We start from the raw sequence: 24,732 nt of genomic DNA on the forward strand, positions 1-24,732 counted from the left end.
AGTATCGTCCTCACCTGCACAGACTCATGAACAATCCCTCGACATCTCCAGACACCGGAGGGCCCGTTGTCCCGCTTCGTGCTCATCAAGGCAGTGCTCGGTCCGATCATGCGCCTGATGTTCCGCCCCCAGGTGGAGGGCGCGGAGCGTATTCCGGGCGACGGCCCGGTGATCCTCGCCGGCAACCACCTGACCTTCATCGACTCGATGATCCTGCCGCTGGTCTGCAACCGTCAGGTCTGCTTCATCGGCAAGGACGAGTACGTCACCGGGAAGGGCTTCAAGGGCCGGCTGATGGCCTGGTTCTTCACCGGCGTCGGCATGATCCCCGTCGACCGTGACGGCGGCCGGGGCGGGGTGGCCGCGCTGATGACCGGTCGCCGGGTCCTGGAGGAGGGCCGGATGTTCGGCATCTACCCCGAGGGCACCCGCTCCCCCGACGGCCGCCTGTACCGCGGCCGCACCGGCATCGCCCGGCTCACCCTGATGACCGGGGCGCCGGTGGTCCCGTTCGCCATGATCGGCACCGACAAGCTCCAGCCGGGCGGCACGGGCCTGCCCAGGCCGGGCCGCGTCACCGTCCGCTTCGGTGAGCCGATGGAGTTCTCCCGGTACGAGGGCATGGACCGGGACCGGTACGTCCTGCGGGCCGTGACCGACTCGGTGATGGCGGAGGTCATGCGCCTGTCCGGACAGGAGTACGTCGACATCTACGCGACCAAGGCGAAGGCAGCGTAGGCCGTCGCCGGCCGGGCCGGGTTCCGGCGGTCGGCCGGGTTCAGAGCTTCTGGCCCTTCAGCAGGAACCACGCCGCGACCGCCGTCGCCAGCAGTACCGCCGCTCCCGCTCCCGACGCCAGGTGCAGGCCGTGCACGAAGGACTCCCTGGCCGCGTGGAGCAGGGCCTCCGAGGCGCGCGCCGGCAGGCTGGCCGCCGCCTCGACCGCGCCGCCCAGCGACTCGTGGGCGGCCGTCGGCGTGCCCCCCGGGCCGGTGAAGCCGCGGTAGACGCCGGTCACGATGGAGCCCAGCAGCGCGATGCCGAGGGCCGCGCCCAGTTCGTACGCCGTCTCGGAGACCGCCGAGGCGGCGCCCGCCTGCTCCTTGGGCACACTGGACAGGATCACGTCGGCGGTCACCGTGAAGGAGAAGCCGGCGCCGACGCCGACCACCAGCAGGGCCGCGCCCAGCAGCGGGTAGCCGGTGGTCTCCCCGATCGTCGTCAGCACGGCCAGCCCCAGTCCGATGGCGGCCAGCGAGCCGGAGACCACGCTCCGCACCGAGAAGCGCCGGGCCGCCCGCCCGGCGAGCAGTCCGGCCACCACCGCGCCCGCGGCGGCGGGCAGTTCGGCCAGGCCCGCCTCGAACGGACGCCTGCCCTGGACGAGTTGCAGGTACTGGGACAGGAAGAACACCAGACCGGACATGCCGAGCACGGTCAGCAGGTCGGCGAGGACGGCGCCGGAGAACCCCCGGCTGTGGAAGAGCCGCATGTCCAGCAGCGGCTTCGGCAGCGTGAGCTGGCGGCGGACGAAGCCGTACAGCGCGGCCGCGCCCAGCGCGCCCGTGGCCAGGACCGGCCAGGTGAACCCTCCTGCGGCGGCCTCCTTGACCGCGTAGACGACGCCGACGACACCGGCCAGCGACAGCACGACGCTCACCAGGTCCCACGGGCCCGGGTCGGGGTTGCGGGACTCGGGCAGGGTCCTGAGGCCGACCAGGACGAGGACGGCCATCACGGGCAGGTTGATGAGGAAGACCGAGCCCCACCAGAAGTGTTCGAGCAGCAGGCCGCCCACGATCGGGCCGACGGCCGTGCCGCCGGAGGCGGTGGCGCCCCAGATGCCGACGGCGAGGCTGCGCTCGCGCGGGTCGTGGAAGAGGTTGCGGATCAGGGCGAGCGTGGCCGGCATCAGGGTGGCGCCCGCGACGCCGAGCAGCGCCCTGGCCAGGATCATGAGTTCCGGTGTGGTGGCGTAGGCGTTGAGCACGGAGACCGCGCCGAACGCGGTGGCGCCGCCGAGCAGGATGCGCTTGCGGCCGATGCGGTCGCCCAGGCTGCCCATGGAGACGAGCAGTCCGGCGATGACGAACGAGTAGACGTCGCCGATCCACAGCAGCTGGGTGCCCGAGGGCCTGAGGTCCTCACTGATGAAGGGGGTCGCGAGACCGAGGACGGTCGCGTCGACGGCCACCAGCAGCACGGCGAGCACGAGGACGGAGAGCGCGAGCCAGCGGCCCGGCCGCTGCTCCACCTCCGCCGCGCGAGCCGGCTGCAGGGTGCTGGTCATGATTCCTCGTTCCGTGATGTGTCCGTGCGCAGTGCGCCGCCGAGCAGCAGCTCGGTGATCATGTGGTGGAAGTCCTTGGGGGCGACCTTGCCGCTCAGCACGACATAGGCGCCGGAGGCGATGAGCCCGAAGAGTGCCTCGGTGAGCCAGGCGGGGGTGAGGTCGATACGGAACTCGCCGCTGAGCTGGCCGCGCCGGAAGACCTCGGAGATGCGCTCGTCGAGCCGGGCCCAGCCCTCGTTCTGCTCCTCGCCCTCGAACAGCTGGTTCTCCGTGTAGAGGAAGGAGAGCAGCCCGGCCGCCGGTTCGATCTCACGGACCAGACGCCGTACGGCGTCACCGGCCGGCCCCTCCCCGAGGCGGGCCGCGTCGAGGGCGGCCTCGCACTCGGCGATGCCGAGCGCCTCCAGCGCCCTGACGAGCGAGTCGCGTCCGGCGAACTGGCGGTGCAGCGTGGCCCGGCTGATCCCGGCCGCCTTGGCGACCTCGTCCATGGTGGCGGTGGACTTGTGGGCGAGCAGGGTCGCTGCGCTGCGCAGCACGTGGTCACGATCGACAGCCATGAGACAACAGTACCTCACATGAGACATTGATGTCTCACAAAAGGCGTACGCGTCTCACTGCTGCCTGCTGGAAGAGGGTCTCGCCGGGACGCTCAGTGCCAGGGAAGCCGCCCGCGCCGCTCCCAGTAGGCCCGGGGTTCCTCGGCCAGAGCGCCGAGGCGGGCGAGCTGGTCCTCGTCGAGGTCGACGGCCGGAGCATGCAGGTTGGAGGCGAGCTGGCCCGGGGTGGCGGCGCCGGACAGGACCACACCGGCCCACGGCCGGCGCAGGATCAGGGCGAGGGCGACCGCGTCGCAGCCCAGGCCCGTCTCGCGGGCGACCGACTTGAGCGGCTCGGGGGCGTTCGGCTCGGCGAGCCGCCCGTTGGCCATGCCCTCCTTGACGATCACCGTCAGTCCGGCGTCGTGCGCCTCGGCGAGGGCGGGACCGGCGGAGGTCTCCAGGGCGTTGTACGTCGACTGGACGGTACGGAAGAGCGGGGCGCCGTCGACCGTCACGGCGAGCGCGGCGCGGACGGTGTCGGCCTGTGCGGGTCCGCTGGTGGAGAAGCCGATCGTGAGGCCGCCCGCGGCGGCCTCGGCCAGCCTGGCGTGGAGTTCCTTGTCGGTGAGCGCGGGGCTGTCCGGGGTCAGCGAGTGGATCTGGTAGAGGTCGAGCCGGTCGCCGAGCAGTCCGGCGGTCTCGGCGCGCTGCCGCTCGTAGGTGGCGAGGCTGTGGTCCTTGACCTCGTGCCGGTCGGCGTCAGTGGTCCAGTCGGCGGTGTAGGTGTAGCCCCATTTGCTGCCGACGACGACGTCGTCGGCGTCGGGGCGGGACCTGAGCCAGTCGGCGAGGAACTCCTCGGCACGGCCGTAGGAGCGCGCGGCGTCGACGTAGCGGACGCCCTGCGCGTAGGCGGCGTCCAGGAGTTCACGGGTGCGCTCGCGCAGGGCGTCCACGGTGCGGTCGGCCGGGAGGTCCTTCTCGCGGCCGAGGTTGATGTACCCAGGACGCCCGACGGCGGCCAGCCCCAGACCGATGTGGCACGTGGGGGTCGTGGCCGAGGCCAGTCTGGCGAAGGGCATCGCGGGCTCCGTCCGGTCGCTTCCTTACGGCTGTAGACCAACGTAACCCGCGAGGCCCCCGGAGGCGGGCGGACTACTTTCTGGCGTCCGCCCACTGGTGCTGCGCCGCCACGTCCGCCTTGACCTCGGCGAGCTGCACGGCGACCGCGCTCGGGGCGGTGCCGCCGCGCCCGTTGCGGGAGGCGAGGGCGCCGGGAACGTTGAGGACGGTACGCACCTCGGGCGTCAGATGGGCGGAGATCTTGGCGAACTGCTCGTCGGTCAGCTCGTCGAGCTCCTTGCCCTCGGCCTCGGCGGCCTTCACGCACTCGCCGGCGACCTCGTGCGCCACGCGGAAGGGCACGCCCTGCTTGACCAGCCACTCGGCGATGTCGGTGGCCAGCGAGAAGCCGGCCGGGGCCAGCTCCTCCATGCGGTCGCGGTGCACGGTGAGGGTGGCCATCATGCCGGTGAAGGCCGGCAGCAGGACCTCCAGCTGGTCGCAGGAGTCGAAGACGGGCTCCTTGTCCTCCTGGAGGTCGCGGTTGTACGCGAGCGGCAGGGCCTTGAGGGTGGCGAGCAGGCCGGTCAGGTTGCCGATCAGCCGGCCGGACTTGCCGCGTGCCAGCTCGGCGATGTCCGGGTTCTTCTTCTGCGGCATGATCGACGAGCCGGTGGAGAAGGCGTCGTGCAGGGTCACGAAGGAGAACTCCTTCGTGTTCCAGATGATGACCTCCTCGGCGATCCGGGAGAGGTTCACACCGATCATCGCGGTGACGAAGGCGAACTCCGCGACGAAGTCCCGGGAGGCGGTGCCGTCGATGGAGTTGCCGGCGCTGCCGCGCTCGAAGCCGAGGTCCCGCGCCACCGCCTCCGGGTCCAGGCCGAGGGAGGAACCGGCCAGGGCGCCGGAGCCGTACGGCGACACGGCCGTGCGCTCGTCCCACTGGCGCAGCCGCTCGGCGTCCCGCGACAGGGACTGGACGTGCGCGAGGACGTGGTGGGCGAACAGGACCGGCTGGGCGTGCTGGAGGTGGGTGCGGCCGGGCATGGCCACGTCCGGGTGGGCCTCGGCCAGGCCGATGAGCGCGTCCTGGAGGTCGGCGATCAGAGCGCCGATGATCCGGGCGTGGTCGCGCAGGTACATCCGGAAGAGGGTGGCGACCTGGTCGTTGCGGGACCGGCCGGCGCGCAGCTTGCCGCCGAGGTCGGCGCCGAGGCGCTCCAGCAGGCCGCGCTCCAGGGCGGTGTGCACGTCCTCGTCGGCGATGGTGCCGGTGAAGGAGCCGTCGGCGACGTCCGCCTCCAGCCGGTCGAGGCCGGCGAGCATGCGCCGCAGTTCGTCGTCGTCGAGCAGCCCGGCCTTGTGCAGCACGCGCGCGTGGGCGCGGGAGCCGGCGATGTCGTAGGGCGCGAGGCGCCAGTCGAAGTGGACGGACGCGGACAGCTTCGCCAGGGCCTCGGCGGGACCGTCGGCGAAACGGCCGCCCCAGAGCCGTACTTCACCGCTGTTGCTGCTCACTTGCGTTGCTCCTCGGAAGTGTCTCTGTGCGACCGCCTCCCCACCCTTGCAGGTGAGGAGGCGGCTGTCAGGCTGATGCGTATGAGGGGACCCGTACGCGCTTACCCGCTCAGACGAGGTCGCGCTTGGCGGCGATCTTCGACGACAGGCTGTAGATGTCGATGAAGCCCTTGGCGGCGGCCTGGTCGAAGGTGTCGCCGGTGTCGTAGGTGGCGAGGTTGAAGTCGTACAGCGACTCCTGGGAGCGCCGGCCGGTGACGACCGCGCGGCCGCCGTGCAGGGTCATGCGGACGTCGCCGGAGACGTGCTGGTTGGCCTCGTTGATGAAGCCGTCCAGGGCGCGCTTGAGCGGGGAGAACCACTGGCCGTCGTAGACCAGTTCGCCCCAGCGCTGCTCGACCTGCCGCTTGTAGCGGGCGAGTTCGCGCTCGACGGTGACGTTCTCCAGCTCCTGGTGGGCGGTGATCAGGGCGATGGCGCCCGGAGCCTCGTACACCTCGCGGGACTTGATGCCGACGAGGCGGTCCTCGACCATGTCGATCCGGCCGATGCCCTGGGCGCCGGCGCGCTCGTTGAGCTGCTGGATGGCCTGGAGGACGGAGACGGGCTTGCCGTCGATGGCGACCGGGACACCCTCCTTGAAGGTGATGATCACCTCGTCGGCCTCGCGGGCGACGGCCGGGTTCTGGGTGTACTCGTAGATGTCCTCGATCGGCGCGTTCCAGATGTCCTCGAGGAAGCCGGTCTCCACGGCGCGGCCGAAGACGTTCTGGTCGATGGAGTACGGGGACTTCTTGGTGGTCGCGATCGGGAGGTCCTTCTCCTCGCAGAACGCGATGGCCTTGTCTCGGGTCATCGCGTAGTCGCGGACCGGGGCGATGCACTTCAGGCCGGGGGCGAGGGCGACGATGCCGGCCTCGAAGCGGACCTGGTCGTTGCCCTTGCCGGTGCAGCCGTGGGCGACGATGCCGGCGCCGTGCTTGTTGGCGGCGGCGACGAGGTGCTTGACGATCGTCGGCCGCGACAGCGCGGAGACCAGCGGGTAGCGGTCCATGTAGAGGGCGTTGGCCTTGATCGCCGGGAGGCAGTACTCGTCGGCGAACTCGTCCTTGGCGTCGGCGACCTCGGCCTCGACAGCACCGCAGGCGAGCGCGCGCTTGCGGATGACGTCCAGGTCCTCGCCGCCCTGGCCGACGTCGACCGCAACGGCGATGACCTCGGCGCCCGTCTCCTCGGCGATCCAGCCGATGGCGACGGAGGTGTCCAGACCGCCCGAGTAGGCGAGTACGACGCGCTCGGTCACGGGATTCTCCTCACACTGCATTCGCTGACATGCATGAGTATGCAGAACTCTGCATGGTTCGTCAATCTCCGGCGGGCGTGTCCTGGCGTCAGGGGGGTTTCGAAAGGTGTTTTCAGAATTCCGTCGTCACTCCTTGAACAAGGGCAACCGCTTTCCCGTATCTCTCGTTCGAACGCAGGCGCCGCGTTTGCCACGTCCCATCCCCCGACCCATCCCCCGACCCGAGTGAGGCACCCCCATGTCCAGGGCTCTTCCGAAGTACGACAAGCGCCGCGTCGCGTTCATCGGCGGCGCGGCCGCAGTGGTGCTCTCCGGCGCGGTCATCGCCGGTTCCGCGCTGGCCGGGGAGACGTCCGGGCAGGGCGGCGCCCAGAACGCCCGGACCCTGGCGAGCCCCGGCACGATCACCTGCCCGGACGTGAGGTCGCAGCTCCCCGCGGTCCCCGCCTCCGCCCAGGCCGAGATCGACCGCAACCTCGCCCTGCTGGACACCCAGCTCCAGGAGGCCGACAAGCGCCTGGTCGACACCGTCGGCCAGGGCGGGCCCAACTTCGTGCAGAACGCCATCCTCGGCCCGCTCAAGGACAAGCGCGTGGCCACCATCGACCGGATCGCCATCTCCATCGGACGTACCGCGGCCAAGCCGCAGGGCCTGGACGCGCTCGCGCCCTGCACCCTGAACCAGGGCGGCGTGACGGGCACCGTCGGCGGCAACGACGGCAACGCGGCGGGCGCGGCGGGCGCGGCGGGCGCGGCGACAGGAAACAACAGCAACACAGGCAACGCCGGTAACACAGGCGGCAACACGGGCAACGCCGGCACCGGCACGGCGGCGGGAACCATCACCTGCCCGGACGTGAGGTCGCAGCTCCCCGCGGTCCCCGCCTCCGCCCAGGCCGAGATCGACCGCAACCTCGCCCTGCTGGACACCCAGCTCCAGGAGGCCGACAAGCGCCTGGTCGACACCGTCGGCCAGGGCGGGCCCAACTTCGTGCAGAACGCCATCCTCGGCCCGCTCAAGGACAAGCGCGTGGCCACCATCGACCGGATCGCCATCTCCATCGGACGTACCGCGGCCAAACCGCAGGGCCTGGACTCCCTGGCCGCCTGCACCCTCACCAAGTGAGGTGACAGGCAGCCGTGGCCGCCCCGAGGAAGCGCCGGCCGGGGCGGCCACGGTGGGGCGAGCGGAGGCCGCAATTCCTTAGACAAGCGAAAGAACTTCCCCCGATAATCGTTGGACATGGGAAAGACGTATGAGCGCATAGACGGCAGGCTGCGTACGTTCATCGAGCAGCAGCCCCTGTTCTTCACCGCGACCGCCCCGCTCTCCGGCGATGGCACGGTCAACCTGTCCCCCAAGGGCCTCACGGGCTCCTTCGCGGTGCTCGACGAGCGCACCGTGGCCTACCTGGACTTCGCCGGGTCCAACGCGGAGACCATCGCCCACCTGCGTGAGAACGGCCGGATCACCCTGATGTGGTGCGCCTTCCAGGGCCCGCCCAGCATCGTGCGCGTCCACGGCCGGGGCGAGCCCGTCTTCCGCGACGACCCGCGCTTCGGCGAACTCCTCACCCGTTTCCCCGACATCGACCCGGCCCGGCACGGACTGCGCGCGATCATCGTCGTGCACGCCGAACTCGTACGGGACACCTGCGGGTACGCGGTGCCCTTCATGGCGTACGAGGCGGACCGCGATCTGCACGGCAGGCGCTTCGCGCGCGAGGACGACGCCTCGCTGAGCGACTACTTCACCCGGAAGGAGCACGTGGCCACCAGCCTGGACGGACTGCCCGGGCTGCCGTTGCCGCTGCCGCCGTCTACGGTCTGATCCATGCGTCCCGGTGCCGCCGCGATCCTCGCCGCCCTGTCCCTGCTCTCGCTCGGTGCCGTGCCCGCGGGCGAGGTGCCGCTGCCGGCCCGGCTGCGCGACACCGGCGGCGGCACCCAGCTGATCACCGCTCAGGCGGCCGGCACCGGCGCCACCACGGGCACGGTCACCTGGTGGGACCTGCGCGGCGGGCACTGGGTGCGGGCCGGTTCGGCACCGGCAAGGTTCGGCGCGAAGGGCCTCGTCGAGGGGACGGCACGGCGGCAGGACACGAACACGACGCCGACCGGGCTGTACCGCCTGCCGTTCGCCTTCGGGACCGACGCCGCACCGGGCGGGACCCGGCTGCGGTACCGGCGGGTGGGCCCGGAGTCCTGGTGGTGCCAGGACAACGACTCACGCTCCTACAACCGGTGGACCCAGCCGCGTCCCGCCGACTGCCGGGCCGCCGCGTCCGAGCACCTGGTGGAGTACCCCACGCAGTACGCGCACGCGCTCGTCATCGGCTTCAACTACTCCCGTCCGGTGCGCGGCCGGGGAGCGGGGATCTTCCTGCACGTCAACGGGCGCGGGGCGACGGCCGGCTGTGTGTCCGTGCCCCGGGAGGCCATGCGGCGGATCCTGGCGTGGGCGGATCCCGCGCGCCGGCCGCACACCGCGATCGGCACGGCGGGCGGGGCGACCGCGATCAGCCGTTACTGACCCCGCCGCCGTCCGCCGGCAGCCGGACGGTGAAGGCCGTGGAGCCGGGGCGGCTGTCCAGCCCGACACCGCCGCCGTGGGCCTCCGTCACGGCCGCCACGATCGACAGGCCGAGGCCCGCCCCGGCGCCGCCGAAGGAGTCGGTGCGGCGGCGGTCGGCCCGGGTGAAGCGCTCGAAGACACCGGGCTGGACCTCCTCGGGGACGCCGGGCCCGTCGTCGTGCACCCGCAGGACGGCCACGGCGGCACCCTCCGGGGCCGGCTCACCTCCGGATTCCAGGTCCAGGGACACCGTCACCCCGGTGCCCGCGGGTGTGTGCGCACGCGCGTTGGCCAGCAGGTTGGCCAGCACCTGCTGGAGCCGGTGGGCGTCACCGGTCACCGTCACCGGTTCCTCCGGCAGCTCGAGCGTCCAGCGGTGCTCCGGACCCGCCGCCCTGGCGTCCGTCACCGCGTCCAGGACCAGGCGGGTCAAATCGACCGGGCGGCGCTCCAGGGGACGCCCGGCGTCCAGCCGGGCCAGGAGCAGCATCTCGTCGACCATCTCGCCCATGCGAGCGGACTCGGCGGCGATGCGTTCCAGGGCCCGGGTGACCTCGGGCGGCACCGGTCCCGGGTGCAGCAGGGCGAGTTCGGCGTGGCCGCGCACCGTGGCGACCGGGGTGCGCAGCTCGTGGCTGGCGTCGGCGGCGAAGCCGCGCAGCCGTTCCTCACTGGCGTGCCGTTTGGTCAGCGCGTCCTCGACGTGGTGGAGCATCCGGTTGAAGGCGGCGCCGACCCGCCCGACCTCGCTGCGCGGGTCGGCGCGCGGCGCGCGGGGCGGCAGCGCGACCTCGCCGCTGGCGAGCGGCAGCTCGCTGACCCGGGCGGCGGTCTCCGCGACCCGTGTCAGCGGGCGAAGCGACCAGCGCACCCAGAGGGCGCCGGCCACCCCGGCGGCGGCCAGGGCGAGCCCCGAGACGGTCCCGGCGACCAGTTCCAGCCGGTGGACCGCGGCCCGCACCTGCGCCATCGGCAGCCCGGTGACCAGCACGTCGCCGTCCCGGCCCGGCCAGGCCGCCAGCCGGTACTCGCCCAGGTCGGACAGGCGCACGGTGTGTCCGCCGCGGTCCACCGGGAGCGCGGCCAGTGCGCCGCGGTCGGCGCCGGTGAGGGTGACGCCGAAACCGGGACGGGACCCGGAGGGGACGACGGCGGCGTGCGTCACCGTGCCGCCGAGGAGGCGGGCGCCGAAGGTGCCGGCGGCCTGGCGGCGGGTGTCGCCGCGCTCGTCGCCGTCGTGGTCCGAGGGCTTGGCCGGCGTGGCGGTGCCGTGCTCCAGGCTCTCCGGGAAGCCCGGCCCGGTCTGCTGGAGCTGCTGGTCGATCCGGCCGGTGAGGAAGCCGTTCAGTTCGAGGACCGCGGCCACGCCGACGGCGGCGCAGGCGACGGCCAGCAGCACCACCAGGCCGAAGGTGAGCCGGGCCCGCAGGGTGCGCGGCCGGGGCAGCCGCCGTATCCGCGGTGTCGTTCCGCTCCGTGTCACGGTCACCGTGCCGCCGGCTTCAGGACGTACCCGGCCCCGCGCACCGTGTGGATCATGGGTGCGCGTCCGGCGTCCACCTTCTTGCGCAGATAGGAGATGTACAGCTCCACCACATGGGCCCGGCCGCCGAAGTCGTAGGACCACACACGGTCGAGGATCTGCGCCTTGCTCAGCACCCGGCGCGGGTTGTGCATGAGGAAGCGGAGCAGCTCGAACTCGGTCGGGGACAGTTCGATCAGCTCTCCGGCCCGGGTGACCTCGCGGGCGTCCTCGTCCATGGCCAGGTCGCCCACGGTCAGTCGCGGGCCGTCGGCCGGCTGCCGGGCCATGCCGGCGCGGCGCAGCAGTCCGCGCAGCCGGGCGACCACCTCCTCCAGGCTGAACGGCTTGGTCACGTAGTCGTCGCCGCCCGCGGTGATCCCCGCGATACGGTCCTCCACCGCGTCCCGCGCCGTGAGGAAGAGCACACAGACGTCCGGCTGCACGGTGTGCAGTTCGCGCAGCACGGCGAAACCGTCGGTGTCCGGGAGCATCACGTCGAGCACGACGGCGTCCGGCTGCGCCTCGCGGGCCGCGGCGACGGCCGAGGCCCCGTCGCCCGCGGCGCGCACCTCCCAGCCCTGGTAACGCAGGGCTCCGCACAGCACTTCGGCGAGGTCGGGGTCGTCGTCGACGACGAGGACGCGCACGGGGGTGCCGTCGAGGCGGGTGAGGGCGGGCAGGCCGGGAGGGCTCGGGCGGGAGGTGTCCATGGCCCCTCCAGCATCGCCGGTCACCGGCCCGTGCGGCGAGGGAGGGCCCCTCTGAGTTTCCTGTGAGTGGGGCCACACCGCCCGCGGCTCAGAGCTGTCTCAGAGGTTCGCCCCGCACAGTGGCGTCCTGGACCGGCGAAGGGACGGGAGAGCGGATGACCACGGTGTACGAGCGGCGGGCGGCACCGCCGGTGCCGGTGGCGCGCCGGCGCTCCCCCGCGGGCGCGGTGCTGGCGCTGCTGTGGGCGGGAGCCGCCGCGGTGCTCCTCCTGTGGTGGCAGGACACGGACTCCGTCGTGGGGACGGCGGGCCTGCTGACCGGCGCCGGACGGATCGCAGGCCTGCTGTGCGGGTACGCGTGCGCGGTGCTGGTGGGCCTGATGGCGCGGGTGCCGCTGCTGGAGCGCCGGATCGGCTCGGACCGGGTGGCGCGCTGGCATGCGATGGCCGGCCGCTACACGGTGTGCCTGTTGGTCGTGCACGTGGTGCTGATCCTCGCGGGGTACGCCGCGCAGGACGGCTCCTCCGTCCTGCGCGAGGCGGTCACGGTGGTGCTGGACTACCCGGAGATGCTGAAGGCTGGCGCCGGGACCGTGATCCTGTTCGCGGTCGGTGTCACCTCGGCGCGCGCGGTGCGCCGCCGGACCAGCCACGAGTTCTGGTACTACACGCACCTGCTCACCTACGCCGCCGTGTTCCTGGCCTTCGGCCACCAGGTGGCGCTGGGCTCCGAGTTCACCGGCCACGCCCTGGCCACGGCCTTCTGGTACGCGCTGTACCTGGGCGTCGCGGCCCTGGTGGTGTGGTTCCGGATCCTGGTCCCGGTGCGCCTCAACCTGCGCCACGGGATGCGCGTCGAGGCGGTGCACAAGGAGGCGCCGGGCGTGTACTCCGTCGTCGTGCGCGGCCACCGGCTGGACGAACTGGGCGCGCGGCCGGGCCAGTTCTTCCGCTGGCGGTTCCTCGCCGAGGGCATGGGCTGGACCTCGACGCCGTACTCCCTGTCGGCTCCGCCCCGTCCGGACCTGCTGCGCATCACGGTGAAGGCCCTCGGCGACCACAGCGCGGCCGTGCCGCTGCTGCGGCCGGGCACCCGGGTGTGGGCGGAGGGTCCCTACGGGGCGATGACCGCCGACCGGCGCACCTCGCACCGGTCCCTGCTGATCGCCGCCGGGGTCGGCATCACTCCGCTGCGCGCCCTGTTCGAGACGCTGCCCGGCGACGTCACCCTGCTGTACCGGGCGCGCACGGCCGAGGACCTGGCCCTGGGCGGCGAGTTGGAGGCGATAGCGCGGTGGCGCGGCGGCCGGGTGCTGTACGCGCTCAACGGCCCGCGCGGCGAACGCCCCCGCCTCACCCCGGAGTCGCTGCGCGCCGCCGTCTCCGGCCTGGCCGGCCACGACGTCTACATCTGCGGCCCGCACGCCTTCGCCCGGGACGTGTACGAGGTGCTGCGCGCCGCCGGGGTGCCGGACCGCCGTATCCACCACGAGTCGTTCGAACTGTGAGGCCCCGTTGCACGCGTTGAGGAAGAACCGTCCGCTGCGCCGCGTCGTGCTGGCGGGCGCCGCCACCGTCTCCGGGCTGGTGATGCTGCTGTCGCTCAAGCCGCACACGCCGCCGCGGATCGCCGCGGACCCCGCGCCGGCCCCGTCCGGCGGTTCGAGCTCGTCCGGCGCGGCCGGCGGTACGAGGACCGTCACCGGTGAGACGGTGCGGACCCGGTGGGGTCCGGTCCAGGTGCGGGTGACGCTCGTCGACGGCCGGATCACCGACGTGACCGCGCTCGCCCGGCCCTCCGGCAACTCCCGGGACCGGGAGATCAGCGGCTACGCCATCCCGCGGCTGCGCGGGGAGGCGCTGACAGCGCAGAGCGCGGACATCGACACCGTCTCGGGGGCGACGTACACCAGTGACGGATACCGCCGCTCGCTCCAGTCCGCGCTGGACACGGCCGGGCGCCGAACCTCGTCCGGACGCTGAACGCGGGGCCGTCGTGGCACGTATTCCAGGGCCAAGGGACCATGCCCCCCTTGATTCCGTCCACGGAGGAACCGTGACCACCACGCTCGCAGGCGGCCGCGCCGCCCGGCGCCAGACGATGCGCCGCATCCGGCCGCGCCGCTCCCCCGCCGTCCTGCTGCTGGCCGCCGTCTGGGCGGGCGCGGCCGGCGTCATCTGGCTGTGGTGGACGAACACCCCGTCCATCGACGGCACCGCCGGGAGGGTACTGAACGCGGGCCGGATCACCGGCCTGCTCGCCGGTTACCTGATGGCGCTGGTCGTGCTCCAGATGGCGCGGGTGCCCGCCCTGGAGCGGCGGGTGGGCTCCGACCGGGTCGCGCGCTGGCACGCCATGACCGGCCGGTACACGCTCTGCCTGGTCCTCGCGCACGTCTTCCTCACCATGTGGGGCTACGCGCTGCTCGGCGGCAAGTCGCTCGGCGACATCGTGGGGCAGACCGTGGAGTCCGTGGAGCAGTTGCCCGACATGGGCAAGGCCGCGATCGGCACCGGTCTGCTGGTGGTCATCGGACTGGTCTCGATCGGCCCGGTGCGCCGCCGGATGCCGTACGACACGTGGTACCACGTGCACCTGTTCACCTACGCCGCGGTGTTCCTGACGTTCTGGCACCAGATCACCACCGGCAACGACTTCGCCGTGGAGCCGGTCGCCAGGACCTTCTGGTACGGCCTGTACGGCGTGGTGACCGCGCTGGTGCTCTGGTACCGGATCATCACCCCGATCCGGCTGAACCTGCGCCACCGCATGCGGGTGGAGGCGGTGATCGAGGAGGCGCCGGGCATCGTGTCGGTGCTGATCGCCGGCCACAAGCTGCACCGGATGGGCGCGGAGGCCGGGCAGTTCTTCCGCTGGCGGTTCCTGGCGCCGGGCATGCGGTTCTCCTCCCACCCGTACTCGCTGTCTGCGGCGCCCCGCCCCGGCCTGCTGCGCATCACCGTCAAGGCGATCGGCGACCACAGCGCCGGGCTGCGCGAACTCACCCCCGGCACCCGGGTGTGGGCGGAGGGACCGTACGGCGCGCTCACCGCTTCCCGGCGCAGCCGCGGCAAGGTGCTGCTGGTGGCGGGCGGGGTGGGCATCACGCCGATGCGGGCGCTGTTCGAGACGCTGCCCGGCGCGGCCGGCGACATCACCCTGCTGTACCGGGCCAACAGCACCCAGGAGCTGGCCCTGTGGGGCGAGTTGGCGAAGATCGCCGACGAGCGCGGCGCCCGGCTGATGTACGCGGTGAACAGCCCGGACGGGGAACGCCCCGACATCTCCGCCGAGTCGCTGCGCCGCAAGATCGCCGACATCGACCGCCACGACGTCTTCATGTGCGGCCCGCCCGGGTTCGCGCAGTCGGTGTACGAGGCACTGCGCGGCGCGGGAGTCCCCGCCCGCCGCATCCATCACGAGTCGTTCGAGATGTGAGCGACGGGCCCGCGGAACGTCCGCGGACACCACAGGACTTACGGGACTCACGGAATTCAGGAGCTCATCGGCGATGAGGAAGAGCCATCCCATCCGACGTGCCGTGCTGGCCGGCGCCGCGACCGTGTCCGGCATCGTGCTGCTGCTGTCGCTGAAGCCGGCCTCGGACCCCGCCTCCGCCTCGGCGGCCGGCGCGGCGCCGCAGCAGACCGCGGCGGCCCAGGAGGCACCGCAGGGCGGCAGCGGCGCGCAGCGGACGGGCACGCAGTCCGTCACGGGCGACGTGGCCCGGACCGAGTACGGCGACGTGCAGGTACGGCTGACCGTCAGCGACGGCAGGATCACCGCGGCGGAGGCCGTGCGGGCGCCGCAGGGCGGGGTCAGCGGCCAGAAGAGCGAACTGGCCGTGCCCAAGCTCAACCAGGAGGCCGTGGCCGCGCAGAACGCGAACATCGACACCGTCTCCGGAGCCACGTACACCAGCGGCGGCTACAAGAAGTCGCTCCAGTCGGCACTGGACAGGATGACGGCGAGCGGTGCGCCGTCCGGCTCGTCCTCCGGCGCGCCGTCCGGCTCGTCCTCCGGCGCGCCGTCCGGTTCCTCGTCCGGTGCGCCGTCAGGTTCGTCCTCCTCGGGGGCCGCCGGTTCGGGAGCCGCCCAGGCCCGTACCGTCACGGGCGAGACCGCCCAGACCGATTACGGCCCGGTGCAGGTCCGGATCACGGTCACCGACGGCAGGATCACCAAGGCCGAGGCCGTACAGGCACCGCAGGGCGGGCTCAGCGGCCAGAAGAGCGAACTGGCCGTGCCCAAGCTCAACCAGGAGGCCGTGGCCGCGCAGAACGCGAACATCGACACCGTCTCCGGAGCCACGTACACCAGCGGCGGCTACAAGAAGTCGCTCCAGTCGGCACTGGACAAGGCCGGTGGCTGAGGCCGCGTCCGGGCCGGCCGGGAGTCCCGCCGCGGTGCGGCACGCGGAGGAGGTCATGGGGACCGTCTTCTCCTTCGACGTGCGCGGCGGCCGGTCCGACGCGGTGGCGGCGGCACTGGACGAGGCGGTCGCCGAACTGCACCGCGCCGACGAGGTGTTCAGCACCTACCGCGACGACAGCCAGCTCTCCCGCCTGGCGCGCGGCGAGCTCACCGTCGCGGAGTGCGACCCCGACGTCGCCGAGGTGCTCGAACTGGGCGCCGAGGCCGAACGCGTCAGCGAGGGCTGGTTCAGCCTGCGCTACGAGGGCACCCTGGATCCGACCGGGATCGTCAAGGGCTGGGCCGCCGAACGGGCCGCCCGGCGGATCGCGGCGGCGGGGGTGAGCGGGGTCAGCGTCAACGGCGGCGGGGACGTGCAGTTGCTCGGCTCGCCCAAGGCGAACCGGCCGTGGCGCGTGGGTGTCTCGGACCCGCTGCGCCCCGGCGGACTCGCGGCGGTGGTCTCCGCCGCGGGCACCAGCGAGCTGGCGGTGGCGACATCGGGCACGGCCGAGCGCGGTGCGCACATCGTCGATCCGCGCACCGGCAGGTCGGCGGTCACCGACCTGGTCGCGGTCACCGTGGTCGCCCCCAGCCTGACCTGGGCGGACTGCTGGGCGACGGCCGCGTTCGCCATGGGCTCCCGCGAGGGGCTGGCCTGGCTGGAGTCGCTGCCGGACGTGGAGGCGCTGCTGATCACGGCGGGCGACGAGGTCAGGTGCACGCACGGCCTCGCCGCCCGTCTCGGCTGAGGACCGGCAGGACCCGCGCCGGGCTCACTGACCGTTCTGGGCCAGCCTCAGCAGGTGGTCCGCCAGCGCCTGTCCCCCAGTGGGGTCCCGGCTGATCAGCAGCAGCGTGTCGTCGCCGGCGATGGTCCCCAGGATGTCGTGCAGCTCGGCCTGGTCGATGGCCGAGGCGAGGAACTGCGCCGCACCCGGAGGCGTGCGCAGGACCACGAGGTTCGCGGAGGCCTCCGCGGAGATCAGCAGCTCCTGCGAGAGCCGCCGCATCCGCTCCTCCTTCACCGACTCCCCCAGCGGTGCGCGCGGAGTGCGGAAACCGCCTTCGCTGGGCACCGCGTAGATGAGGTCGCCGTCGGTGTTGCGGATCTTCACGGCGTTCAGCTCGTCCAGGTCGCGGGAGAGCGTCGCCTGGGTGACGCTCAGTCCGTCGTCGGCCAGCAGCTTCGCCAACTGGCTCTGCGAGCGCACCGGTTGCCGGTTGAGGATGTCCACGATCCGGCGGTGGCGTGCGGTGCGGGTCTGCGGCACCGCCGGCCCGGCCTCGGTCTGACCGTTCTGCGCCTGACTCATCGTCGTCCCATTCTCCGGATCATCCGTCCCCGTTTGCCACGTCCAGGACGCCGGGCAGCGCTCCGAGGAAGGCGTCCACCTCGTCGTCGCCGAGGTTCAGCGGCGGCATCAGCCGTACGACGTCGGGGGCGGGCGCGTTCACCAGGAAACCGGCCTCCTGAGCCGCCTGCTGCGCCTGGGGGGCGCGCGGCTCGGTGAGCACGATACCCAGCAGCAGGCCCGCGCCCCTGACGTGGGCGACCAGTGGGTGGCCCAGTGACTCGATCCCGTCGCGCAGCTTCTCGCTCTGCCGCTTGACGTTCTCCAGCAGTCCCTCGCCCGCGATCGTGTCCAGGACCGCGAGTCCGGCGGCGCAGGCGACCGGGTTGCCGCCGAAGGTCGTACCGTGCTGACCGGGCCGGAGCAGGTCGGCGGCACGCCCGAAGGCGACGGTGGCGCCGAGCGGCAGCCCGCCGCCCAGGCCCTTGGCGAGCGTGACGACGTCCGGCAGGACGCCCTCGTGGGCCTGGTACTCGAACCAGTGCCCGGTGCGCCCGATGCCGGTCTGCACCTCGTCGAGGACCAGCAGCGAACCGGTGGCCGCCGTGATCGCCCTGGCCGCCTTCAGATAGCCGGGCGGGGGCACCACGACCCCGTTCTCGCCCTGGACGGGCTCGATGACGACGAGGGCGGTCTCCTCGGTGACCGCGGCGGCCAGGGCCCGCGCGTCCCCGTAGGGCACGTGGGTGACCTCGCCGGGCAGCGGCAGGAACGGCTCCTGCTTGCCGGGCTGGCCGGTGAGCGCGAGGGCGCCCATCGTACGGCCGTGGAAGCCGCCCTCGGTGGCGACCATGTGCGGGCGGCCCGTCAGCCGGCCGATCTTGAAGGCGCCCTCGTTGGCCTCGGCGCCGGAGTTGCAGAAGAACACCTTGCCGTCCCGGCCGAAGAGCTGGAGCAGCCGTTCGGCCAGGGCGACGGGCGGTTCGGCGATGAACAGGTTGGAGACGTGGCCGAGGGTGGCGATCTGCCGGCCGACGGCCTCGACGACGGCGGGGTGGGCGTGGCCGAGCGCGTTGACCGCGATGCCGCCGACGAAGTCGACGTACTCCCGGCCGTCGGCGTCCCACAGCCTCGCGCCCTCGCCGCGGACGAGGGCGAGCCGCGGGGTGCCGTAGTTGTTCATGAGCGCGCCCTGCCAGCGCGCGGCCAGTGCCTGGTTGCTCACGTCCTGGTTGCCCTCGTTGCTCACGACTCCCCCTGTTCGTCCGGCACGACCATCGTGCCGATGCCCTCGTCGGTGAAGATCTCCAGCAGGATCGAGTGCTGGACCCGGCCGTCGATGACGCGGGCGGTGGTCACTCCGCCGCGCACCGCGTGCAGGCAGCCCCGCATCTTCGGCACCATCCCGGAGGACAGCTCCGGCAGCAGCTTCTCCAGCTCGCTCGCGGTCAGGCGGCTGATCACCTCGTCGGAGTGCGGCCAGTCCTCGTAGAGGCCCTCGACGTCGGTGAGGACCATGAGGGTCTCGGCGCCCAGTGCCGCAGCGAGTGCCGCAGCCGCCGTATCAGCATTGACGTTGTAGACATGCCCGTCGTCCTCGGAGCGGGCGATCGAGGAGACGACCGGGATACGGCCGTCGGCGAGCAGCGCCTCGATCGCGCCGGTGTCGATACGGGTGATCTCGCCCACCCGCCCGATGTCGACCGGCTCGCCGTCGATCTCCGGGGTGTGCTTGGTGGCGGTGATGGTGTGCGCGTCCTCGCCGGTGAGGCCGACGGCGAACGGCCCGTGCTGGTTGAGCAGGCCCACGAGTTCCCGCTGCACCTGCCCGGCCAGCACCATCCGTACGACGTCCATGGCCTCTTCAGTGGTGACCCGCAGACCCGCCTTGAATTCGCTGACGATGCCGTGCTTGTCCAGTGCCCGGCTGATCTGGGGGCCGCCGCCGTGCACGACGACGGGCCTCAGGCCGGCGTGCCGCAGGAACACGACGTCCTGGGCGAAGGCCGCCTTCAGCTCCTCGTCCACCATGGCGTTGCCGCCGAACTTGATGACGACGGTCTTGCCGTGGTGCCGGGTCAGCCAGGGCAGCGCCTCGATGAGGATCTTGGCCTTGGGCAAGGCAGTGTGCTTACGGGTCTGGGACTTTCCCTCTTCTGAGTGATTGACCGTCATAACCGACTTTCGGAAAGATCTCGGATCAGCCGCCGGGCGGGCGGTGCTGGCCTGCGGAGGCGAGGTAAGACTTGTGCCGGGCACGTCCCGGGACGAGCGCTCGCCTGTGAAACAGGAACCCTCGTCGGTGACGGCGAGGACCCGCGACAACCAAGCGGGCACGTCAAGAGGAGTAGGCGCTGTTCTCGTGGACATAGTCGGCCGTGAGGTCATTGGTCCAGATCGTCGCTGACTCGATGCCTGCCGCGAGGTCCGCCACGACGTGGACCTCGCGGTAGCGCATGTCGACCTTCTCGCGGTCCTCGCCGACGCCGCCGTTCTTGCAGACCCAGACGCCGTTGATGGCGACGTTCAGCCGGTCCGGCTCGAAGTCGGCCCCGGTGGTGCCGATGGCGGACAGGACGCGGCCCCAGTTGGGGTCCTCGCCGTGGATGGCGCACTTGAGGAGGTTGTTGCGGGCGATGGAGCGGCCCACCTCCACGGCGTCCTCCTCGGTCGCGGCGCCCACCACCTCGACCTTGATGTCCTTGCTGGCGCCCTCGGCGTCCCGGATCAGCTGCTGCCCGAGGTCGTCGCACACGGCCCGTACGGCCTCCGCGAACTCCTCGTGGTCCGGGCCGACCCCGGAGGCGCCGGAGGCGAGCAGCAGCACGGTGTCGTTGGTGGACATGCAGCCGTCGGAGTCGACCCGGTCGAAGGTGACCCTGGTGGCGGCGCGCAGTGCCTTGTCGAGTGCGTCGGCCTCCAGGTCGGCGTCCGTGGTGAGCACGACGAGCATGGTGGCGAGGCCCGGGGCGAGCATGCCGGCGCCCTTGGCCATGCCGCCGACGGTCCAGCCGTCCTTGGTCACCACGGACGTCTTGTGGACGGTGTCGGTGGTCTTGATGGCGATGGCGGCCTTCTCGCCGCCGTGCTCGGAGAGCCGGGCGGCGGCCGCCTCGACGCCGGGCAGCAGCTTGTCCATGGGCAGCAGGACGCCGATCAGGCCGGTGGAGCAGACGGCGACGTCGATGGCTCCGACGCCGAGCACGTCGGCGGCCTTCTCGGCGGTGGCGTGGGTGTCCTGGAAGCCCTTGGGGCCGGTGCAGGCGTTGGCGCCGCCGGAGTTGAGGACGACCGCGGAGAGCCTGCCGTCCTTGAGGACCTGCTCGGACCACTGCACCGGGGCGGCCTTGACGCGGTTGGAGGTGAAGACGCCCGCGGCGGCGCGGCGGGGCCCGGTGTTGACCACGAGGGCCAGGTCCGGGTTGCCGTTCTCCTTGATCCCGGCGGCGATACCCGCCGCCTGGAACCCCTTGGCTGCCGTGACGCTCACGGTGCGACTCCGATCGTGGAAAGTCCGAGGTCCTCGGGAAGCCCGAGGGCGATGTTCATGCTCTGCACCGCGCCGCCCGCGGTGCCCTTGGTCAGGTTGTCGATGGCGCTGATCGCGACGACGCGGTGCGCGGCGGGGTCGTGCACCACCTGGATCTGCACGGCGTTGGAGCCGTACACGGAGGCGGTGGCGGGCCAGCGCCCCTCGGGGAGGAGGTGAACGAAGGGCTCGTCGGTGTACGCCTTCTCGTACGCGGCACGCACGGAGTCGGCGGTGACCCCGGGCCGGGCCTTGGCGCTGCACGTGGCGAGGATGCCGCGGGGCATCGGCGCGAGGGTGGGGGTGAAGGACACGGTGACGTGCTCCCCCGCCGCCGCGCTGAGGTTCTGGATCATCTCCGGGGTGTGCCGGTGCAGGCCGCCGACCCCGTAGGGGGACATGGACCCCATGACCTCGGAGCCGAGCAGGTGCGGCTTGGCCGCCTTGCCGGCGCCGGAGGTGCCGGAGGCGGCGACGATCACCGCCTCGTTCTCGGCGAGTCCGGCCGCGTAGGCCGGGAAGAGGGCGAGGGAGGCGGCGGTCGGGTAGCAGCCGGGCACCGCGATGCGCCGGGCACCGGCCAGCGCGGCGCGGCCACCGGGGAGTTCGGGGAGGCCGTAGGGCCAGGTCCCGGCGTGCGGGGAGCCGTAGAAGCGCTCCCAGTCGGCGGGGTCCTTCAGCCGGAAGTCGGCGCCCATGTCGATGACGAGGACATCGGGGCCCAGTTGCTCGGCGACGGCGGCGGACCGGCCGTGCGGCAGGGCGAGGAAGACGACGTCGTGCCCGGCGAGGACCTCGGGGGTGGTCTCCTCCAGGACGCGGTCGGCGAGGGGCAGCAGATGCGGCTGCAGGGCACCGAGCCGCTCTCCGGCGTTGGAGTTCCCGGTCAGGGCGCCGATCTCGGTCTCGGGGTGCGCCAGGAGCAGACGCAGCGCTTCTCCGCCCGCGTACCCACTCGCTCCGGCGACCGCCACACGTACAGCCATGAACCCTCCTCCTCGATGGCATGACTATACGTATTGCTGCACGTTTATGCAACGGAATCGAGGGCGGCCGTCGTACCGTGAGCGGGTGGACATGGGCGAGCGAGCGGCGCGGGGCGGGTTCCTGCCGGTGCCTGACGTGCTGGCGTACCTGGCCGGGGCCTGGCGGGTTCGGCGGTCGGTGCGGGATCTGGCGGGCGGCGGGACCGGGGAGTTCACCGGCACGACGGTGTTCGGCGCCCTGGACGGTGGCGGGCTGCTGCACCGGGAGTCCGGCACGTTCATCTGGCAGGGGGTGGCCCGGCCCGCCGAGCGGACGCTGCGCTTCCTGCCCGGGAGCGTGCCGGGCACGGCCGACGTGCGCTTCGCGGACGGGCGGCCCTTCCACGACCTGGACCTGCGCTCCGGGCGGCACCTGGCCGGGCATCCGTGCGCGGCGGATCTCTACCGGGGCGAGTTCACCGTCCGGGACGCCGGGCACTGGCGCACGGTGTGGCGCGTGGGCGGCCCGGCGAAGGACCTGGTGCTGACGACGGACTACGCGCGCGAGGACTGAGACCCCCGTTGACCCGGCGGTCCGTGCCCCGGCGGGGTGTCCGTCAGGGCAGCGCCTCCGCGCAGGCCGTCCGCAGGCGGCGCACGCCCTCGGCGATCTCCGCCGTGCCGCCGACCGCGGCGAAGCTCAACCGCACGTGGGCGGCCGGGGGTTCGGCACTGAAGTACGGGCGTCCGGGGGTGAGCGCGACACCCGCGCGCAGGGCGGCGGCGGTCACGGCGGCCTCGTCCGCGCCGTCGGGCAGGCGCGGCCACAGGTGGTAGCCGCCGGACGGGACGCAGGGCAGGGCGAGTTCGGGAAGGAGCTGCCGCAGCGCACCGGCCAGCGCCTCCCGGCGGCTCCTCAACTCCGCGGCGAGCGTGCGCAGATGGCGCGGCCAGGCGGGTGAGCCGACCAGTTCCAGGGCGGCCTCCTGCAACGGCCGGGGCACGAAGAACGTGTCGACGACCTGGATGGCGCGCAGCCGTTCCAGCACCGGGCCGCGCGCGATCAGCGCGCTCACCCGGAAGCTGGGCGCGGTGGCCTTGGTCAGCGAGCCGACGTGCACCACGACCCCGTCCGGGTCGTCGGCGACGAGCGGGGGCGGCAGCGTACCGGCGTCCTCGTGCGCGAGCCGCCGTACGAAGTCGTCCTCGACGACGAAGGCGCCGGCCCCGCGGGCCGTCCGCAGCACCCGCGCGCGCCGGTCGGGGGCGAGGACGGCGCCGGTGGGGTTCTGGAACAGGGGCTGGCAGACGAACACGCGGGCGCCGGTGGCCCGGAACGCGTCGGCGAGCAGTTCCGGTCTCACCCCGTCCGCGTCGACGGGCACGGGTACCGGCCGCAGCCCGGAGGACCGGGCGATGGCCAGCATGCCGGGGTAGGTGGGCGACTCGACCAGCACCGGCGCGCCGGGCGGGGCCAGGGCGCGCAGGGCGGTGGTCAGCGCGGACTGGCCGCCCGCGGTGATCAGGACCTCGGCGGCGGTGACCGTCCCACCCGGTCCGCCGATGTCCCGCGCGAACCACTCGCGCAGTTCCGGCAGCCCCTCGAGCGGCGGCCGCCCCCACGCCCCGGGACGGCGGCCGGCCCTGGACAGCGCGGCGGCCATGGCCCGCTCGGGCTGCAACGAGGGGTGCAGATAGCCCCCGTTGAACTCGATCACGCCCGGCGGCGGGGCGGCCAGGGACACCGTGACGCCGGAGGCGTCCACCGTGCGCGGCACGAGATCGGCGGCGCCGTCCGCGCTGAGCGCGACCTCCTGCCAGGAGGTGTCCCCGGCGGGAGCGGCCGCCTCGCGCGCCGCCGCTCGGAAGGCACCGGCGCCGGGACGGGTGACCACCAGGCCCTCGGCCGCCAGTTGCGACAGAGCCCGCGAGACGGTCACCGGACTGACCCGGTACCGCTCGACGAGGGCCCGGCTCGACGGGAGCTTTCCACCGGGTGAGTAGCGGTCCAGTTCCCGTCGCAGCCGTTCTGCGAGTTCGGCGACGCTGCTACGCTGTTGCATGAGAGCTCAGAGTAGCGCTACCGCAGCGACACCGATAGCGGTGGACGCCCCGGCCCAGCCGCGTGCCGGCACCCTGCAGGCGGCCCTCGGCGTGGTCGCCTTCTCCCTGACCTTCCCGGCCACCGCCTGGGGCCTCGAGGGCTTCGGACCCTGGTCCCTGGTGGCCGTGCGCAGTGTGCTCGCCGCCGTCCTCGCGGGCGGCTGCCTGCTGGCGCTGCGCGTGCCGCCGCCCGCCCGCCGGCACTGGCCCGGCCTCGCGGTCGTGGCCGCCGGAGTGGTCCTCGGCTTCCCGCTGCTCACCACGCTCGCCCTGGAGACCTCCACCACCGCGCACGCCGCCGTCGTCGTGGGCCTGCTGCCGCTCACCACGGCGCTGCTCTCCGCGCTGCGGTTCGGCATCCGCCCCTCGCGCACGTTCTGGGCGGCGGCGCTGGCGGGCGCGGCGGCCGTGGTGGCCTTCACCGTGCAGCAGAGCGGCGGCGCGCTGACCACCGCGGACGGCTACCTGTTCGGCGCCCTGCTGGTGTGCGCCGCCGGCTACACCGAGGGCGGCCGGCTGGCCCGCGTCATGCCGGGCTGGCAGGTCATCGGCTGGGCGCTGGTGCTGTGCCTGCCGCTCACCGTGCCCGTCGCCGCGCTCGCGCTGGCGCACGAGCCCGTGCGGCTGGGCGTCCACAGCGTGGCCGGGCTGCTCTGGGTGGCGGCGGGCTCGCAGTTCCTCGGGCTGGTCGTCTGGTACCGGGGCATGGCCGCCGTCGGCATCCCCAAGGCGAGCCAGTTGCAGCTCGCCCAACCCCTGCTCACACTGGTGTGGTCGGTGCTGCTGCTCGGCGAGCACCTCACAGCGGCCGCCCCCGTGACGGCCGTCGCCGTGCTCGTCTGCATCGCCGTCACCCAGCGGGCGCGCGGCTGAACCGGCGCTCATCCGGTGCCGA

24 protein-coding genes are annotated in these 24,732 nt (G+C 72.8%); 11 read left to right on the forward strand and 13 right to left on the reverse strand.

Annotation, left to right across the window (positions count from 1 at the left end):
• Positions 1-66: 66 nt before the first annotated feature.
• Positions 67-738, forward strand: coding sequence for a lysophospholipid acyltransferase family protein (locus OIE49_RS08030; RefSeq protein WP_326801717.1), 672 nt, complete (start codon positions 67-69; stop codon positions 736-738).
• Between the two features lie 40 nt (positions 739-778).
• On the opposite strand, the gene OIE49_RS08035 is transcribed toward OIE49_RS08030, so the two are convergent.
• From OIE49_RS08035 to OIE49_RS08055, 5 genes are all read right to left on the reverse strand, one after another.
• Positions 779-2,290, reverse strand: a complete 1,512-nt coding sequence (locus OIE49_RS08035; protein ID WP_326801718.1) for an MFS transporter — start codon at positions 2,288-2,290, stop codon at positions 779-781.
• Positions 2,287-2,853 carry a TetR/AcrR family transcriptional regulator gene (locus OIE49_RS08040; protein ID WP_326801719.1) on the reverse strand — a complete coding sequence of 189 codons (567 nt, stop codon included), beginning with the start codon at positions 2,851-2,853 and terminating at the stop codon, positions 2,287-2,289. Before OIE49_RS08040 ends, OIE49_RS08035 begins: the two co-directional genes overlap by 4 nt.
• Before the next feature lie 92 nt (positions 2,854-2,945).
• Positions 2,946-3,917, reverse strand: coding sequence for an aldo/keto reductase (locus tag OIE49_RS08045; protein ID WP_326801720.1), 972 nt, complete (start codon positions 3,915-3,917; stop codon positions 2,946-2,948).
• Positions 3,918-3,990: 73 nt separating this feature from the next.
• On the reverse strand, positions 3,991-5,418 hold the full coding sequence (gene argH, locus OIE49_RS08050) for an argininosuccinate lyase (RefSeq protein ID WP_326801721.1): 1,428 nt from the start codon (positions 5,416-5,418) through the stop codon (positions 3,991-3,993).
• A 109-nt stretch (positions 5,419-5,527) separates the two neighbouring features.
• Entirely contained in the window at positions 5,528-6,721 is a 1,194-nt protein-coding gene (locus tag OIE49_RS08055) for an argininosuccinate synthase (RefSeq protein ID WP_326801722.1), read from the reverse strand.
• A 238-nt stretch (positions 6,722-6,959) separates the two neighbouring features.
• On the opposite strand from OIE49_RS08055, the gene OIE49_RS08060 reads away from it, so the two are divergent.
• From OIE49_RS08060 to OIE49_RS08070, 3 genes are all read left to right on the forward strand, one after another.
• Entirely contained in the window at positions 6,960-7,847 is an 888-nt protein-coding gene (locus OIE49_RS08060) for a hypothetical protein (RefSeq protein ID WP_326801723.1), read from the forward strand.
• Positions 7,848-7,964: 117 nt separating this feature from the next.
• On the forward strand, positions 7,965-8,552 hold the full coding sequence (locus tag OIE49_RS08065; RefSeq protein ID WP_326801724.1) for a pyridoxamine 5'-phosphate oxidase family protein: 588 nt from the start codon (positions 7,965-7,967) through the stop codon (positions 8,550-8,552).
• Positions 8,553-8,555: 3 nt separating this feature from the next.
• The gene (locus OIE49_RS08070) at positions 8,556-9,254 is read left to right on the forward strand and encodes a L,D-transpeptidase family protein (protein ID WP_326801725.1); all 699 of its coding nucleotides are present in this window, start codon (positions 8,556-8,558) and stop codon (positions 9,252-9,254) included.
• On the opposite strand, the gene OIE49_RS08075 is transcribed toward OIE49_RS08070, so the two are convergent.
• Together OIE49_RS08075 and OIE49_RS08080 are read right to left on the reverse strand one after the other, a co-directional pair.
• Positions 9,241-10,779, reverse strand: coding sequence for a sensor histidine kinase (locus tag OIE49_RS08075; protein WP_326801726.1), 1,539 nt, complete (start codon positions 10,777-10,779; stop codon positions 9,241-9,243). The two genes, OIE49_RS08070 and OIE49_RS08075, sit on opposite strands and share 14 nt — an antisense overlap.
• A gap of 2 nt (positions 10,780-10,781) precedes the next feature.
• Complete coding sequence (locus OIE49_RS08080) at positions 10,782-11,531, reverse strand: response regulator transcription factor (protein ID WP_326801727.1); 750 nt, start codon at positions 11,529-11,531, stop codon at positions 10,782-10,784.
• 155 nt (positions 11,532-11,686) lie between these two features.
• Here OIE49_RS08080 and OIE49_RS08085 point away from each other — a divergent pair, with 155 nt between their 5' ends.
• The 5 genes from OIE49_RS08085 to OIE49_RS08105 all read left to right on the forward strand — a co-directional run bounded on the left by OIE49_RS08085 (position 11,687) and on the right by OIE49_RS08105 (position 16,697).
• The gene (locus OIE49_RS08085) at positions 11,687-13,039 is read left to right on the forward strand and encodes a ferredoxin reductase family protein (protein WP_326801728.1); all 1,353 of its coding nucleotides are present in this window, start codon (positions 11,687-11,689) and stop codon (positions 13,037-13,039) included.
• Positions 13,040-13,046: 7 nt separating this feature from the next.
• Positions 13,047-13,514 (forward strand): FMN-binding protein, encoded by a 468-nt coding sequence (locus tag OIE49_RS08090; RefSeq protein ID WP_326801729.1) that lies wholly within the window; start codon positions 13,047-13,049, stop codon positions 13,512-13,514.
• A gap of 73 nt (positions 13,515-13,587) precedes the next feature.
• Complete coding sequence (locus OIE49_RS08095) at positions 13,588-14,970, forward strand: ferredoxin reductase family protein (RefSeq protein WP_326801730.1); 1,383 nt, start codon at positions 13,588-13,590, stop codon at positions 14,968-14,970.
• Positions 14,971-15,043: 73 nt separating this feature from the next.
• Positions 15,044-15,904 (forward strand): FMN-binding protein, encoded by an 861-nt coding sequence (locus OIE49_RS08100; RefSeq protein WP_326801731.1) that lies wholly within the window; start codon positions 15,044-15,046, stop codon positions 15,902-15,904.
• A 55-nt stretch (positions 15,905-15,959) separates the two neighbouring features.
• Positions 15,960-16,697, forward strand: a complete 738-nt coding sequence (locus tag OIE49_RS08105; RefSeq protein ID WP_326806168.1) for an FAD:protein FMN transferase — start codon at positions 15,960-15,962, stop codon at positions 16,695-16,697.
• 24 nt (positions 16,698-16,721) lie between these two features.
• Here OIE49_RS08105 and OIE49_RS08110 read toward each other — a convergent pair whose 3' ends face one another.
• The 5 genes from OIE49_RS08110 to argC all read right to left on the reverse strand — a co-directional run bounded on the left by OIE49_RS08110 (position 16,722) and on the right by argC (position 21,755).
• A complete protein-coding gene (locus tag OIE49_RS08110; protein WP_100567805.1) occupies positions 16,722-17,261 on the reverse strand; it encodes an arginine repressor in 540 nt (179 codons plus the stop codon).
• Positions 17,262-17,280: 19 nt separating this feature from the next.
• Positions 17,281-18,465, reverse strand: a complete 1,185-nt coding sequence (locus OIE49_RS08115; protein WP_326806169.1) for an acetylornithine transaminase — start codon at positions 18,463-18,465, stop codon at positions 17,281-17,283.
• 20 nt (positions 18,466-18,485) lie between these two features.
• Entirely contained in the window at positions 18,486-19,415 is a 930-nt protein-coding gene (argB, locus tag OIE49_RS08120; protein ID WP_326801732.1) for an acetylglutamate kinase, read from the reverse strand.
• A gap of 163 nt (positions 19,416-19,578) precedes the next feature.
• Entirely contained in the window at positions 19,579-20,730 is a 1,152-nt protein-coding gene (gene argJ, locus OIE49_RS08125; protein ID WP_326801733.1) for a bifunctional glutamate N-acetyltransferase/amino-acid acetyltransferase ArgJ, read from the reverse strand.
• Positions 20,727-21,755: an N-acetyl-gamma-glutamyl-phosphate reductase gene (gene argC, locus OIE49_RS08130; RefSeq protein ID WP_326801734.1), complete on the reverse strand. Its 1,029-nt coding sequence runs from the start codon at positions 21,753-21,755 to the stop codon at positions 20,727-20,729. The genes argJ and argC overlap by 4 nt, the downstream gene beginning before the upstream one ends.
• A gap of 91 nt (positions 21,756-21,846) precedes the next feature.
• Between argC and OIE49_RS08135 the strand changes: the two genes are divergently transcribed.
• Complete coding sequence (locus tag OIE49_RS08135; RefSeq protein ID WP_326806170.1) at positions 21,847-22,308, forward strand: DUF6314 family protein; 462 nt, start codon at positions 21,847-21,849, stop codon at positions 22,306-22,308.
• A 43-nt stretch (positions 22,309-22,351) separates the two neighbouring features.
• Here the strand turns inward: OIE49_RS08135 and OIE49_RS08140 are convergent, their stop codons facing one another.
• On the reverse strand, positions 22,352-23,797 hold the full coding sequence (locus OIE49_RS08140) for an aminotransferase-like domain-containing protein (RefSeq protein WP_326801735.1): 1,446 nt from the start codon (positions 23,795-23,797) through the stop codon (positions 22,352-22,354).
• Here OIE49_RS08140 and OIE49_RS08145 point away from each other — a divergent pair.
• On the forward strand, positions 23,796-24,710 hold the full coding sequence (locus OIE49_RS08145) for a DMT family transporter (RefSeq protein WP_326801736.1): 915 nt from the start codon (positions 23,796-23,798) through the stop codon (positions 24,708-24,710). The two genes, OIE49_RS08140 and OIE49_RS08145, sit on opposite strands and share 2 nt — an antisense overlap.
• Positions 24,711-24,732: the final 22 nt, after the last annotated feature.

The organism is Streptomyces sp. NBC_01788 (assembly GCF_035917575.1).
Classification (GTDB): domain Bacteria; phylum Actinomycetota; class Actinomycetes; order Streptomycetales; family Streptomycetaceae; genus Streptomyces.